Below are 14,263 nucleotides of genomic sequence, written 5' to 3'. Positions count from 1 at the left end.
CGTGATTTGCAGCAACCAACCTGGCTGCGCGCTGACCACTATGGCCTCAGCGGAGAGGGCGGCAAGACGAGTGCAACAAACTTAATCGCAATTGCAAATCGGCGAAGACGGCGTGCTTCAGACAGGGCGACGGATCCGACGCGATCACGATCGGCATGCCTTTCGGATCATCGCCAGCGTCGAAGTGAGCCGTTAGCTTTCCCAACGACAGTCAGATGCGTGTTCCCAGTATGCGGGGAGCAATAACACAAGCCATCAGAAGCAATGCATTCCATGTCTTGAACGGATTGGGCAAAGATGCGGTGACATAAGTCGTAAGCTACACCTTTGGATACGCCTGACCTGTCAAGTGCTACGCTGTTGATGTGGAGTAAGTGGAGGCGAGTACCGGAATCGAACCGGTGTACACGGATTTGCAATCCGCTGCGTCACCACTCCGCCAACTCGCCCCGTGGTGTGGTCATTGCGAACAGCGCCTTGACCGGTTCGCGTTATTGCCGCTTTCCTCCTGCTTGTCCAGACGGCATTTGGAGCGCCGGTCATGGACCGTGGCGCTCCGAGTGTGAAACAGCGCCAACTTGCCCGGCATCGCGCATCTGGCGGATTGTTGGGCTCAGCTTTCCTTTAGGGGCGGTATTTTGCGCGACGGACCGTTGCCGGAGCGGTTTGGATGTGGCACACCGACAACGGAGTTGTTGAACGGATGAGTTTAGAACATGGCAGACTTCGCTGCACGCCGGCGTATGATGGTCGATACCCAGGTGCGTCCCTCGGATGTGACTAAATTCCCGATCATCGATGCGATGCTCTCAGTGCCGCGGGAAGACTTCGTACCCGATACCCAGAGAGATGCGGCCTATGCCGAAGAGCAGATTGATCTGGGCAACGGGCGTGTGGTTCTGGACCCCAGAACGCTGGCGAAAATGCTCGATGGTCTTGAGCTTCAGGGGGATGAGCTTGTTCTCGATATCGGGGGCGGGCTTGGGTATTCGTCGGCTGTGATCGCGCGCATGGTGCAGGCCGTCGTGCTCGTTGAAGACGATGAAAGCGTTGTGGAAGACGCCCAGGCCGCCCTTTCGGAAATCGGCGCGGATAACGTCGTTGTGCAAAGCGGGGCGCTTGCCGAGGGCGCTCCAGAACACGGTCCTTACGACGTGATCGTCATTCAGGGCGGCATAGAACACCTTCCGGCAGCGATTGAGGCGCAACTCAAGGATAACGGGCGCATCGTCTGCCTTTTCATGGAGGGGGCATTGGGCAAGGTGAAGGTAGGATACATGTCAGATGAAAAGATCAGCTGGCGGTTTTCGTTCAACGCCGGCGCGCCTGTCTTGCCGGGCTTCGAAGCCACCCCTGCATTTTTGCTTTGACAGCGCTGACGGACACGCTCTGTTTGCGCGTAAGATATTGAAACAAACGTAAGAGCAAGAGGCACGAGCAACATGCATTTTTCGCGTTTGAGGACGGGACTGACGTCACTTGTGTTCGGCGCCGCAGTCGCCGTTGCTGGTGCACCTGCGCTTTTGGCTGACAACCTCGCCGACGCGTTGGTGGGGGCCTACAACACTTCGGGCTTGCTCGAACAAAATCGCGCGGTGTTGCGCGCAGCGGATGAGGATGTCGCGATTGCAGTGTCCGCGCTTCGCCCGGTGCTGTCCTGGCAGGCAGGCCTTGAGCGAAACTTCGGCGAAAGTCGGATACAGGGCAGGATCAGTGACAACAACTCTACCCAGGCGTCCCTCGCGTTGTCTCTGGAATTGCTGCTTTTCGATTCAGGCGCATCACGTTTCAACATCCAGTCGACAAAGGAAACGGTGCTGGCAACGCGGGCCGGACTTGTGTCGATCGAGCAGGCCATCCTGCAGCGTGCGGTCGATGCCTATATGACCGTCATCCGTGAGAGCGAGTTCGTGGCTCTGCGGCAGAACAACGTGCGGCTGATCACACAGGAATTGCGCGCCGCGCAGGATCGGTTCGAGGTGGGGGAAGTAACGCGAACCGACGTTGCTCTCGCTGAATCCCGCCTTGCGGAGGCGCGAAGCAACCTTGCAACCGCGCAGGGTAACCTTGTGAACGCGCAAGAAGAATATCTGAATGCGGTTGGACGGCGACCGGGACGTCTGTCGCCACCACCAAGCTTGCCGGCGCGACCCGCATCCATTGACGCGGCAAAAGCGGTGGCGGTGCGCACGCATCCGGATATCAAGCAGGCCCAACATCAGGTCGCGGCTGCGGAACTGCTGGTTCTTCAGGCCGAAGCGTCCATGGGCCCCTCTGTCAGTTTGCGGGGCTCCTATGCGCTGAGCGAGACATTCAACTCTTCGGACAATTCCGACATCGGGTCTTTGTCTCTGGAGTTGAGCCAGCCGATCTATCAAGGGGGCCGTCTTGCCGCATCGCTGCGCCGGGCCATGGCGAACCGGGACAATACGCGGGCCAATCTGCTCGAAATTCAGGAACGCGTGACTCAGGAGGTGACCGGGGCATTCGTCCGGCTGGATGTGGCGCAGGCCAATATTCAGGCAACCGATCGTCAGATCCGCGCGGCGGATGTTGCATTCCGCGGTGTCCGCGAAGAGGCAACATTGGGCGCCCGGACCACGCTTGATGTTCTGGACGCGGAACAGGAACTTCTGGACGCCCGCGCCGCTCGCATTTCAGCGCAGGCGGATCTTTACAGCGCCGCCTATCAATTGTTGGCCGCACAAGGCTTGCTGACCGCGCAAAACCTGCGTCTGGCCGTTAAGATCTATGACCCGACGGAGTACTATAACCTCGTCAAGGACGCGCCCGCCTATCGCAGCCAGCGCGGTCAGAAGCTTGACCGTGTTCTGCGCGCTTTGAACAAAGACTGACAATTCTTTGCATCTATTGTGGGAATCTCCGCTCCGGTTTAGACTGCCGGAGAGGTGAGAGTGGTACAAAGATATGTCAGATCCAGTGACGAATGTTGAGATTGAGGATGTTTTATCCTCGATCAGACGGCTCGTATCGGAAGATGCGCGCGGCCCGAAAAAGCCGGAACACCCGTCGAAACCCAGCCCCGAAGGCCGGCTGGTTCTAACGCCAGCCCTACGTGTAACGTCAGAACAAGAGGCGGATTTTTCGTCTGAGCATCGGGAAGACGATGGGCATGAGGCAGTGGTTGACGAGGACGGAAATCCACCTTCCCCTGACACCTTGGAGGATGATCCGCATCCCGTGACGGTCGATACCGGGGATGTGGTCGACGACGAAACGCCACCGGGCGAGGAGGCGGAACGCGCCAGCGACGACACCCTGCCCGAGGCACAGGCGGTGGACACGCAAGAGGTCGAGGTAAACCCGGAAAACACCGACGAGCCTTGGCAGATCCCGGATGCTACGCTTTACAGCGCGCTGGAGCAGGGCAGCGCATCTGGCACCGACACGGTCCTCGATGATTTCGAGCTTGAGGAGGAGGACGACGAGCCGAAAGCCGTCTATGCCATGTCCGATGCTGTCGGGCCCGATACGTCGTCGGACCAGCAGACGTCAGCCAGTCTGGGCGACAAGATCGCGGCGGTAGAGGCCGCTATCGCGCAGGCGGACGATCAGTGGGAACCCGATGAGCCTGGCATGGGTGACAATGCGGGCACCGAGGTTGAAGCGCTGGCTTGGGATGAGGCGCGGGCCCCTCAAAAAGAGGAACGCGCCGCGACGGATGATTTCGTAGATAGCCGGAATGACGACTGGTCCAGCGAGATCGCGGAAAACCCGCTCGACGCGGTGATCGACGAAGATATGCTGCGCGACATCGTGGCCGAAATCGTCCGCGAAGAGTTGCAGGGCGTCCTGGGAGAGCGGATCACGCGCAACGTACGAAAACTGGTGCGCCGCGAGATTCAGCGCGCATTGACGGTACAGGAATTCGACTGATCCACCTCTTGTGACAGGTCCAAAAGCGCATCTAGATCCACATGCGTGGCAAGATGAGCTGCAAGCGCATCGAGCGTGTCCTCGACGGTTTCCTCATATGCGACAACGGATTGCCCGCCGAGCTTATGAAGCTCCGCTTCTCTGAATGCGTCGCTGGCAAAAATGCCGTGCAGATAGCAGCCCCTTATACGACCAGAGCCTGAGGTCGCACCGCATACGCGACCGTTGAAATCCAGCCAGCCACGGGCTGTATCTGGGCCGTCGGTTCGGCCCATGTGAATTTCGTAACCCTCGACCGGCAGCCTTTCTCCCACGGCATGGCCCTTTTGCAGCGTCAACTCTTTTCGCGTGCCCATGGTGGTTTCGATGTCGAGGTGGCCAAGCCCGTCGACGCTACGGGGGGGGCCTTCGACGCCATCTGGATCATGGATCTTGCGACCCAGCATCTGGTATCCCCCGCAAAGCCCGAGAACGTGGCCCCCGCGGCGAATATGAGCCGCCAGATCAATGTCCCAGCCTTGCGCGCGGAAGGCCAAAAGGTCGTCGATGGTGCATTTGCTGCCCGGCAGCAAAACAAGCGCGGCATCGGCCGGAAGGGGACGCCCGGGCGGCACAATCTCGACGGTGACGTCGGGCTCGGCGACAAGCGGGTCCAGATCGTCGAAATTGGCGATGCGGGGCAGTTGCGGCACCGCGACTTTCAATGCGCCGCCGGGACGGGAGGCCAGATCCAGCACGTCTTCCGCCGGCAGTTTCCACGCATCCCCGAACCAGGGAATGACGCCCAGGCAGGGCCATCCGGTGCGCGCGGCAATGTCGTCGCGCCCGTCATCGAACAGGCTGACATCGCCGCGAAACCGGTTGACCAGAAATGCCCTGATCCGCTCCCGATCCGTCTGATCGAGGACCGCTTGCGTCCCCACGAGCTGTGCGATCACGCCCCCGCGATCAATATCGCCAACCAGCACCACAGGTATGTTTGCCGCAACGGCAAAGCCCATATTGGCCAGATCGTCCTTTCGAAGATTGGTTTCTGCCGGGCTGCCGGCCCCTTCGACCAGCACCAGGTCCGCCTCGTTACAAAGCCTGTGAAAGCTTTCAAGAACGGTGGGCATCAGCCTTGGCTTTTCTTTCCAGAACGCGCGTGCCCCTGCCGTGCCTTTGCGCTTTCCCTGAACGACCAGTTGTGCGCCTGTCTCGCTTTCCGGTTTCAGCAGGATGGGGTTCATGTCCGTGTGCGGCTCTCGCCCCGCTGCACGCGCCTGCAGCGCCTGCGCACGACCAATCTCTCCCCCGTCTACTGTGACGGCCGCGTTGTTGGACATGTTCTGAGGTTTAAAGGGCGCAACCCGCAATCCCTTTTGCGTAAAGGCTCGGGCCAGGCCGGCCACGAGGAGCGATTTTCCGACATTGCTGCCGGTCCCCTGGATCATGATGGACCGCGCCATGACACCTCTCTTATGCTGGAGGGTAGGTGTATCAGGACGGGTACGAGAAGAAAGTGGAATGAACACACCAGCACATCTTTTGCTTGGTGCGGCAGCCTTTGGCCGGATCAGGGGACGCTCCGTGGCGGGGGCCGCGCTGCTGGGCGCGTTTGCCCCCGACGCGTCGCTCTACCTGATGGCGGGGGTATCGCTTTTCCTGCTCCGCGTGCCGCCGGAGGTGGTGTTTAACGAGCTTTACTTTTCTCCGGCCTGGCAAACGGTTTTTGCGATCGACAATTCGCTGTTCGTCTGGGCGGCCTTTCTTGCGATTGTCGTCTGGTTCCGGTCCATTCCCGGAATGGCTTTTGCATGTTCCGGTCTGTTGCACATCGCGTTGGATTTTCCGCTGCATGCGGGGGACGGACGCCCCCATTTCTGGCCGGTAAGCCGCTGGGTATTCGACAGTCCCATCAGCTATTGGGACAGCACCCATTACGCCGCATTCGTGGCGCCAGTGTCTGTTTTGCTGTGCCTTTTGGCCTTCGTTACGCTGTGGCGGCGCGGCTCGGGATGGGCGATGCGTCTGGGATACAGCGCCCTGATGCTGGCCGAACTCTGGGTCTTGCGTCAGTGGCTTTTGTTTTTCTGAGCATCCAGGAATAGCAAAAGCGCGCCTGAGTGGCGCGCTTTGCTCAAGTATTCAAGCCGTAGCTTAGGCTGCTTCGGCTTGTTGAGCCGCATTGCGGCGTTCGCTTTCTTCCCGCGACAGGGCCACCGACGTCCGAACGCCGCGTCCCACGAATTCCATCAGACCCTCGACAACGCGTTCGTTGGGGTCAATGCCTGCGCAGGACAGCACCTCGCGCCCATCGCGCGAGCGGGCCCAGCGGGCAATCTGTTCCGGACCATTGCCGTATTTCTTGTCGTCGGCGATGGCGTCGTCGAGTGCGGCCAGGACAACAGCCGCGAAAAGTTTACGTGCACGATTGCCTTGCTCGTTGTTAAAGGCAGTGCCGTCAACGAAATCTTTCATCTCGTTTCCCTTGTTCTTTTTGCTCTTGTGATTTTCGGCGTGGCGCTCGTTATGACGGATCAGGACCGATTCGGATACCCCATATCTGCATATCTTCTATGCGTCTCGCGCATGGCTTTCTGCATGTGCAGCACGACATCTCGTTGTCTGGACACAAAGCAACCCGCCAGATATAGGATCGCGAAATGGATCATCAACCGTCCGCGAAGGTTTTGTGACATGCCGAAAATCAATGGCAATGAGATACGTCCCGGCAATGTATTGGAGCATAATGACGGCCTTTGGGCTGCCGTAAAGGTCGATCACGTAAAGCCCGGCAAAGGGGGCGCTTTTGCTCAGGTCGAATTGCGCAACCTGCGCAACGGCTCGAAACTCAACGAGCGGTTTCGAAGCGCCGACAAGGTAGAGCGTGTGCGGCTGGAGCAGAAAGATCAGCAATTTCTTTACGAAAACGACGGAATGCTGGTTTTCATGGATACCGAAAGTTACGAGCAGGTCGAATTGCCAGCCGATCTTTTGGGAGAGCGGCGCCCGTTTCTCCAGGACGGCATGACGATTGTGGTTGAGTTCTACGAAGCAGAGGCGCTCAACGCGTCGCTGCCGCAGAAAGTCACCTGCAAAGTGGTCGAGACCGAGCCTGTGGTCAAAGGCCAAACGGCGGCGAATTCGTTCAAGCCGGCAGTTTTGGACAATGGTGTCAAAGTGATGGTCCCGCCCTTTGTCGGGCAGGACGAAATGATCATCGTGAATACAGAAACGATGGAATATTCCGAGCGGGCCTGAGCCCGCCCGGAGCAAGAGCCGAGTATCAGACGAAGACGAACATGCCTGCGCTGATGTCGGTGGTTTCGAGATTGTCGAGCTCGATTGCGTAATCGTAGCTCGAAACCGAATTGGTGGATCCGGACGTATAGCCGTAGACAACGGCCGCGCCGGCATTGGTATCCAGGATCGTCAGATCGCCGAAATCAAGCCCGCCGTTGATCACCATCCGATCATCGCCAACCTCGAAATCGGTGATCCGATCCCGATCAGCGGCCCCGCTGAACGTGAATTCGAACGTATCCCGGTCATCTCCTCCGGTCAGGATGTCCTGGCCGGTTCCGCCAACGAGGCGGTCGTTGCCGTCACCACCCTCAAGCGTGTCGTTCCCGGCATCCCCGTTCAGTCGGTCATTCTCGTCGCCACCGCTCAGCTTGTCGTTGCCGTCGCCGCCATCGATGGTGTCGTGCCCGTCTCCGCCGAAGGCGACGTCGTTGCCGTCTCCGGCAGAGATGCTGTCACGCTCGTCGCCGCCGTCGATGGTGTCGTTCCCGCTGCCACCCGTGAGATTGTCATTGCCGTCGCCGCCGTCGATCCGGTCGTTCTGATCGCCGCCGTCCATGGTGTCGTTGCCATCGCCGCCATACATCCGGTCAGAACCGGTGCCGCCGGACATCAGGTCATTGCCGCGACCGCCTGTCATGAAGTCGTTGCCGGAATCACCGTTCACGACATCGTTGTCCTTGCCGCCGATCAGGCTGTCGTTGCCTTCGCCGCCGCCGATCGTGTCCTGGCCATCGCCGCCATAGATCGTGTCGGCCTGACCTTCCCCATAAAGGGTGTCGTTGCCGTCGTCGCCGTACATCAGGTCATTGCCGCTCCAGCCATAGGCAAAGTCATCTCCGTCGCCGGTATAGATGATGTCATGGCCGCTCCATCCATCGACGTAATCGTCCTGATCACCCGAATAGATCAGATCGTTGCCTTTGCCACCGTTGACGCTGTCCTCTCCGTCGCTGGAGTAGATCGTGTCGTTGCCGGATTCCCCGTCGATCAGGTCATTGCCTTTGCCGCCGTTGACGCGGTCGTTGCCGGATCCGGCGCGGATCGTGTCGTCGCCTTTGCCGCCATTGCCGATATCGTGGCCGGAGGACAGGATGATCTCGTCGTTGCCGGCGCCACCGTTGACGATGTCGTTGCCGCTGCCGGAATCGAGGAAATCGTTGCCGTCGTTACCGTTCATGGTGTCGTCGCCCGAGGCACCGTAGAACATATCGTCGCCGTGCCCGGCATGCATCAGGTCGTTGCCGCCATTGCCATAGGCCGTGTCGGCCTGCTTGCTGCCGATGATCTTGTCGGCATCGGCCCCGCCGACCATGTAGGCCCCATCTTTGCCCGCGATCAGCTTGTTGTTGCCGTTGCCGCCATAAAGGCTGTCATAGCCTTCACCGCCATTCAAAGTGTCGTCCCCGTCCTGTCCATAGATCAGGTCGTCGCCCTTGCCACCTTTGAGGACGTCGTTGCCGTCCTGTCCGTAAATCGTGTCATTTCCGTCGTCGCCATTCAGCCGATCGGCATCTGCGGTTCCCGTGATCTTGAGATCCGCAGGTACGACAGGCTGTCCAAGCGGACCAAGGTCCAACGTGTCCAGAGGTGCAAAGAGCGAATTCAGTTTAAGTTCAAACATTCCAGTATTCCGTATCGATTGCCCCAGCTGACATGTGCGGCACACGTCACCCATCCCCGCCTTAATCGGCGGTGTGGTGCATCTATCCCTCTCAAATTTGGCTAAAATTCGGCACAACTTGGTAAATTCAGGTTCGCAGGGAAAAAAGGTCACTCTTCATCGCCTGCTGTGCGATGTGCTCTTTGCAGTTCGTGTGCTGATGCTTGGTTGGTCGCGACAGGCTGGTGGAGACGTATCTCTCTCATGGGCAGGCCCTGAGTGTGCTTGCGGTGTGCCCCTAGCGACTATCGGGTTTGTGTGAGCCGCTCGCGCGCGACGGAGCGGACGGCTTTGGTCACCGGGGCGAGTGCAGTGCTCATCACTCGGCTCACCTGCCAGTTCAGTGCAACGTCCAGGGGCTGTTCTTGGACCAATGGGACCAGGCGCTTGTTCCGGATCGGTCCGTGGATCAGAACCTCCGGATTCATGCCCCATCCAAGTCCCGCCCGGGCGGCATCAATGAAGGCATGGGTCGATGGCAACATGTGACGGGGCGGCGACAGCCGCTCTCCGGTGATCTGGGCCATCCATTGATGTTGAAGGCGGTCCTTGGCGTTGAATGTCAGGCAGGGCGCTCTGGAAAGTGTTTTCGCGGTGATGCCAAGTGCAAACCAGCGCTGCATGAAGGTCGGGCTTGCCGTTGCGATATAGCGCAACGCCCCCAGGTCATGACAATCGCATCCGCTGACCGGTTTGTCGTGCGCGGTTATGGCCGCGCTGACCGCCCCTTCGCGCAGCCAATCGGCGCTGTGATCCTGATCGTCGATCACGAGGTCGAAAAGCACATCCGGGACGGCTGCGATTGCGTGCACGAACCAGGTGGCGAGGCTGTCTGCGTTCACGGCGATGCGCATGACCGCAGGACCTTCGGCCTGATCCAGCGACAGATCCCGTGCCACTTGCGCCTCAAGCAACCCGACATCCTCGGCATGTTTGGCCAACCGCGCGCCCGCGGGGGTTGCCTGGCACGGGCTCCCGCGGCGGATCAGGGCGCTCCCCAGACGATCCTCAAGCGCCTTGATCCGTTGGGAGATCGCCGAGGGCGTCACGTTCAGCTCAGCAGCCGCCATGTCGAAACTGCCATTACGCAGAACGGCGGAAAGCGCGGCCAGGTGGTGAGGATCGAACCTCATTAGAAATCCTTAATCCAGATAAATCACTTTAACTCGATTAATGGATCCATGTCATCTTATACGAGCCCTGTTGCAGTTCGAAGGGCATTCCATGACGACAGCTTTCCTTCCAGGTTTCGCGCTCAGCCTGAGCCTCATCCTGGCGATTGGCGCTCAAAACGCCTTTGTGCTTCGCCAGGGGCTTCGGCAGGAGCATGTGTTCTGGGTTTGCCTGACATGTGCCGTGTCGGACGCGGTCCTGATCACAGCCGGGGTAGTGGGTTTCGGCACCTTGGCAGAAAGAGTGCCCTGGTTTGAGCCTTTGATGCGCTACGGTGGGGCCGCGTTTCTCGTTTGGTATGGGGCGATGAACCTGCGCAGCGCCTGGTCCGGAGGATCCGCCTTGGAACTGGGGGAGGGCGCGCGGGCGCGCCTTTTGCCCACACTGGCCACGGTGGCGGCGCTCACCTGGTTCAACCCGCATGTCTATCTCGACACCGTCATTCTGATCGGATCGATCTCGGCCCAATATGCGGATCGCCTGAGTTTCGGCATTGGCGCGGTTTTGGCAAGCTTCACCTTCTTTTTCACGCTCGGATACGGCGCGCGTCTCATGGCGCCCCTCTTTGCGCGGCCACGGGCATGGCAGGTCTTTGACACGATCATCGGGCTGACGATGTGGGCGATTGCAGGCAAGCTCTTGCTTTCTTAACGACTTGCACCTGCCGGGCTGATCGGTGTTGATAGCGCCATGGCCGAACCTAACGCGTACCGGCCCGTGGAAGGCATCTTCTGGATGCTGCTCACGGGACTTTGCTTTGTCGCCGTCACGGCGATTGTCAAATATACAGGCGACCGGATCCCGCCGGCCCAGTCGGCCTTTATCCGCTACGTCCTTGGGCTAGTCTTTCTGATCCCGATGATCCGGCCGATCCTGAATGCACATCTGACACCGCGCCTTTGGATGTTGTTCGGTACACGCGGGCTCTGCCATGCGCTGGGTGTCATGTTGTGGTTCTACGCCATGACCCGCATCCCGCTCGCTGAGGTGACCGCGATGAATTACCTCTCTCCGGTCTATGTCACCATCGGGGCTGCGCTCTTTTTGGGAGAGAAGCTTGCCGCAAGGCGCATCGCGGCTGTCGCGGCGGCCTTGATCGGCGCGGCGATCATCCTGCGCCCGGGCTTTCGGGAACTGGACGAGGGGCACCTGGCGATGATGGTGACGGCAGCCGTCTTCGGAGGGTCCTATCTGCTGGCCAAGGTCACGGCGGACGAGGTTGCGCCAGCGGTTGTTGTCGGCATGCTGTCAATCTGGGTGACGGTGTGCCTTGCTCCCTTTGCACTCGCGGTCTGGGTTACACCGACCTGGACAGAGATCGGGCTTCTCTTTGGCGTCGCCTGCTTTGCCACTGCCGGTCATTTCACGATGACGCTTGGCCTGCGTGCGGCACCGGTAACGGTCACGCAGCCGGTCACGTTCCTGCAACTGGTCTGGGCCACCGCGCTCGGGGCCGTGGTCTTTGGAGAGGCAGTGGACGTCTGGGTCGTTGTAGGGGGGCTCGTGATCCTGGGCGCGGTCAGCTTCATCACCTGGCGCGAAGCGGTGTTGAAGCGTCGGATGATCACCCCGCCGACACCGGCGACAAAGGTGTAATGCGGGTCTCGCACGCCGTCCGGTAAGCGCGATAGAGGGCGAGGAGCCCTACCAACTCGTTCCGCGCGTCGGTGTGGGTCAGTGCCTCAGGCGCGTGGATCCAGCAGTTTTGTCAGGATCGTGTCATTGGTGATCTGACCGACCACCTTGCCCTCATCCTCCACGCCGACCGGTGTTGAAAGGCCGACCGCGGTTTCCATCACGTGCTGGATCGTGGCGTCCGGTGCCACGTTTGCCTCGGTCGGTCCGCTGACCGGTTCCATCACGTCACGGGCGCAGAGCACACCCAAAGGGTTCATGTGCGCGACAAAATCCGCCACGTATTCCGTTGCGGGGGCGGTAAAAATCTCCTGCGGCGTACCGGCCTGCACGATCCGTCCACCTTCCATGATTGCGATGCGGTCGCCGATCTTGAACGCCTCGTCCAGATCGTGACTGACGAAGATGATCGTGCGCCCGAGCTTGGATTGCAGGTCCAGAAGCTCATCCTGCAGCCGTGTTCGGATCAGGGGATCGAGGGCGGAGAACGGCTCGTCCATCAACAGGATCGGCGCTTCGGTGGCAAAGGCGCGGGCCAATCCCACGCGCTGTTGCATCCCGCCCGACAACTCTCCCACCTTGCGGTCGGCCCAGTCGGCGAGGCCCACAAGGGCCAGTTGGGTTTCGACCTTCTCCTTGCGCTCGGAGCGCGACATGCCCCCCAATTCAAGGCCCAGCCCCACATTCTCCCTAACGCTGCGCCAGGGCAGAAGACCGAATTGCTGAAACACCATCGCGACACGGTCGAGCCTTAGTCGCCGCAGCGTCGGTGCATCCGCCTTGGAGACATCGACAAGCCCATCGCCGCCCTCGACCTTCACGGCCCCGCGCGCCACGGGGTTCAGACCGTTCACGGCGCGCAAAAGCGTAGACTTGCCAGAGCCTGAGAGGCCCATGAGCACGAGTATTTCGCCCTCTTCGACCTGAAGCGAGCAATTGTGAACGCCCAGAACCTGTCCCGTTTCGGCCTGGATCTCCGCGCGTTCCTTTCCGTCGTCCATCAGGGGCAGCGCCTTTTGCGGTTTGTCCCCGAAGACAATGCAGACGTCATCGAATTCAACTGCTGTGCCCATCACTTCCGCTCCATCCGCAGCATCCGGTCCAGCATGATTGCGACGACCACGATGATAAACCCGCTCTCAAACCCGAGGGCCGTGTTCACCTGGTTCAAGGCGCGCACCACCGGCACCCCCAGCCCGTCGGCGCCCACAAGGGCCGCGATCACCACCATCGACAGCGACAGCATGATCGTTTGGTTCAGACCCGTCATGATCTGGGGCAGGGCATAGGGCAGTTCCACCTTCCAAAGCGTCTGGCGCGGGGTGGCGCCAAACGCTTGCGCAGCCTCAAGCAGCGGCTTGGGTGTAGAGGTCACGCCCAGATGTGTCAGCCTGATCGGGGCGGGCAAGACGAAGATCACCGTGGCGATCAGGCCTGGCACCATGCCGATCCCGAAAAAGACAATGGCCGGAATAAGATAGACGAAGGTCGGCAGAGTCTGCATCAGGTCCAGCACAGGCCGCATCGCGCGGTAAAGGGCGGGTCTGTGCGCCGCGGCGATGCCGATGGGCACGCCGATCCCCATGCAGACGACGCAGGCCGACAGGACCAGCGTCAGGCTTTCCGTCGTCTCCTCCCAATAGCCCTGGTTGAGGATAAAGAGGAAGCCGAGCACCACGAACAGCACCGTTTTCCAGCTGCGTTGCAAGGCCCATGTCAGCCCGGCAAAGACCGCGACCACGATCAGCGGATGCGGTGTTTGCAGCACCCAGAGGATCGCCTCGATCATCGCGTCCAGACCGTCTGACAGCCCGTCAAAGAACCAGCCCCCGTTGATCTGCAGCCAGTCGAAGATATCGGCGGCGGTGCGCCCAATCGGGATCTTGTTGTCGGTCAGCCAGTCCATCGGCGCTCCGTTCCTTGTTGGTTTCGTGCTACGCTTCGCCCGCAGAGCCGGGAGGGGCCGTCATGACGATCACGCTTTTCACTCACCCCTTTTCGCGGGGCCGCACGGCCCGCTGGATGCTGGAAGAGGTCGGGGCCAGCTATGATGTCGAGGTGGTCGACTTCGACGCTCCGCGGCCACGGGCCTTGCTGGATGCCAACCCGCTCGGGAAGGTGCCGACCCTCATCCACGACGGCAAGGTCATCACCGAAGTTGCCGCGATCTGTATCTATCTTGCCGATGTCTTCCCCGACGCGGACCTCGCGCCTCATGCGGGTGAGACCGCTGAATTCTGGCGCTGGCTCTTCTTTGTCGCAGGCCCGATGGAACAGGCCGCCACAGCCCATGCCTTTGGCTGGGACAGCGCCGGTCGGGAAGCAAATGTCGGGTTCGGCAGCTACGAGGCGGTGGTCGATCTCCTCGACGCCAAACTCTCGCGCGATGATTTCGTCGCCGGTACACGCTTCACCGCGGCAGATGTCTGTACGGCGTCTTTTCTCGGTTGGACGATGATGACCGAGAGCATTCCCAAGCGACCGGCCTTCGAGGCCTATCTCGCGCGCTGCATGGATCGGCCTGCCGCGCGGAAAGCGCGTGCGGCGGACGATGCCTTGGCGGCGGAATTCTAGGGGGTATCGCATATGTAGGAGAGGGGCACTGCCGGA

General features: G+C 60.3%; 14 protein-coding genes and 1 tRNA gene. 8 read left to right on the top strand and 7 right to left on the bottom strand.

Annotated elements, in window-relative coordinates; all coding sequences use genetic code 11:
• Window positions 1-375: 375 nt before the first annotated feature.
• Window positions 376-449: transfer RNA gene (locus CFI11_RS16810), tRNA-Cys, on the bottom strand.
• Window positions 450-716: 267 nt separating this feature from the next.
• Between CFI11_RS16810 and CFI11_RS16805 the strand changes: the two genes are divergently transcribed.
• From CFI11_RS16805 to CFI11_RS16795, 3 genes are all read left to right on the top strand, one after another.
• Window positions 717-1,370 carry a protein-L-isoaspartate O-methyltransferase gene (locus CFI11_RS16805; protein ID WP_130407988.1) on the top strand — a complete coding sequence of 218 codons (654 nt, stop codon included), beginning with the start codon at window positions 717-719 and terminating at the stop codon, window positions 1,368-1,370.
• A gap of 72 nt (window positions 1,371-1,442) precedes the next feature.
• Window positions 1,443-2,855: a TolC family outer membrane protein gene (locus CFI11_RS16800; RefSeq protein WP_130407986.1), complete on the top strand. Its 1,413-nt coding sequence runs from the start codon at window positions 1,443-1,445 to the stop codon at window positions 2,853-2,855.
• Window positions 2,856-2,928: 73 nt separating this feature from the next.
• On the top strand, window positions 2,929-3,897 hold the full coding sequence (locus CFI11_RS16795) for a hypothetical protein (RefSeq protein ID WP_130407984.1): 969 nt from the start codon (window positions 2,929-2,931) through the stop codon (window positions 3,895-3,897).
• On the opposite strand, the gene CFI11_RS16790 is transcribed toward CFI11_RS16795, so the two are convergent.
• Window positions 3,864-5,345: a cobyric acid synthase gene (locus CFI11_RS16790; RefSeq protein ID WP_130407982.1), complete on the bottom strand. Its 1,482-nt coding sequence runs from the start codon at window positions 5,343-5,345 to the stop codon at window positions 3,864-3,866. The genes CFI11_RS16795 and CFI11_RS16790 overlap by 34 nt on opposite strands.
• A gap of 58 nt (window positions 5,346-5,403) precedes the next feature.
• Here CFI11_RS16790 and CFI11_RS16785 point away from each other — a divergent pair, with 58 nt between their 5' ends.
• Window positions 5,404-5,973 carry a cobalamin biosynthesis protein CobQ gene (locus CFI11_RS16785; RefSeq protein ID WP_130407980.1) on the top strand — a complete coding sequence of 190 codons (570 nt, stop codon included), beginning with the start codon at window positions 5,404-5,406 and terminating at the stop codon, window positions 5,971-5,973.
• A gap of 63 nt (window positions 5,974-6,036) precedes the next feature.
• Here CFI11_RS16785 and CFI11_RS16780 read toward each other — a convergent pair whose 3' ends face one another.
• Window positions 6,037-6,357 (bottom strand): DUF6280 family protein, encoded by a 321-nt coding sequence (locus tag CFI11_RS16780; protein WP_130407978.1) that lies wholly within the window; start codon window positions 6,355-6,357, stop codon window positions 6,037-6,039.
• Between the two features lie 219 nt (window positions 6,358-6,576).
• Between CFI11_RS16780 and efp the strand changes: the two genes are divergently transcribed.
• Window positions 6,577-7,140: an elongation factor P gene (gene efp / locus CFI11_RS16775; protein ID WP_130407976.1), complete on the top strand. Its 564-nt coding sequence runs from the start codon at window positions 6,577-6,579 to the stop codon at window positions 7,138-7,140.
• Between the two features lie 25 nt (window positions 7,141-7,165).
• Here the strand turns inward: efp and CFI11_RS16770 are convergent, their stop codons facing one another.
• Together CFI11_RS16770 and CFI11_RS16765 are read right to left on the bottom strand one after the other, a co-directional pair.
• The gene (locus CFI11_RS16770) at window positions 7,166-8,806 is read right to left on the bottom strand and encodes a calcium-binding protein (protein WP_165390293.1); all 1,641 of its coding nucleotides are present in this window, start codon (window positions 8,804-8,806) and stop codon (window positions 7,166-7,168) included.
• Window positions 8,807-9,090: 284 nt separating this feature from the next.
• Window positions 9,091-9,978 (bottom strand): LysR family transcriptional regulator ArgP, encoded by an 888-nt coding sequence (locus tag CFI11_RS16765; RefSeq protein ID WP_130407972.1) that lies wholly within the window; start codon window positions 9,976-9,978, stop codon window positions 9,091-9,093.
• A 91-nt stretch (window positions 9,979-10,069) separates the two neighbouring features.
• On the opposite strand from CFI11_RS16765, the gene CFI11_RS16760 reads away from it, so the two are divergent.
• Window positions 10,070-10,669 (top strand): LysE/ArgO family amino acid transporter, encoded by a 600-nt coding sequence (locus CFI11_RS16760; protein ID WP_130407970.1) that lies wholly within the window; start codon window positions 10,070-10,072, stop codon window positions 10,667-10,669.
• Window positions 10,670-10,708: 39 nt separating this feature from the next.
• Complete coding sequence (locus CFI11_RS16755; RefSeq protein ID WP_254448941.1) at window positions 10,709-11,614, top strand: DMT family transporter; 906 nt, start codon at window positions 10,709-10,711, stop codon at window positions 11,612-11,614.
• 86 nt (window positions 11,615-11,700) lie between these two features.
• Here the strand turns inward: CFI11_RS16755 and choV are convergent, their stop codons facing one another.
• Window positions 11,701-12,726 carry a choline ABC transporter ATP-binding protein gene (choV, locus tag CFI11_RS16750; RefSeq protein ID WP_130407968.1) on the bottom strand — a complete coding sequence of 342 codons (1,026 nt, stop codon included), beginning with the start codon at window positions 12,724-12,726 and terminating at the stop codon, window positions 11,701-11,703.
• The gene (gene choW, locus CFI11_RS16745) at window positions 12,726-13,559 is read right to left on the bottom strand and encodes a choline ABC transporter permease subunit (protein ID WP_130407966.1); all 834 of its coding nucleotides are present in this window, start codon (window positions 13,557-13,559) and stop codon (window positions 12,726-12,728) included. The genes choV and choW overlap by 1 nt, the downstream gene beginning before the upstream one ends.
• Window positions 13,560-13,621: 62 nt before the next feature.
• Here choW and CFI11_RS16740 point away from each other — a divergent pair, with 62 nt between their 5' ends.
• A complete protein-coding gene (locus CFI11_RS16740; protein ID WP_130407964.1) occupies window positions 13,622-14,227 on the top strand; it encodes a glutathione S-transferase family protein in 606 nt (201 codons plus the stop codon).
• The last annotated feature ends 36 nt before the right edge of the window (window positions 14,228-14,263 follow it).

It is taken from the genome of Thalassococcus sp. S3, assembly GCF_004216475.1.
GTDB lineage: Bacteria > Pseudomonadota > Alphaproteobacteria > Rhodobacterales > Rhodobacteraceae.
The sequence above is the reverse complement of the archived record's forward strand: the minus strand, read 5'-3'. Positions and strand labels throughout refer to the sequence as shown.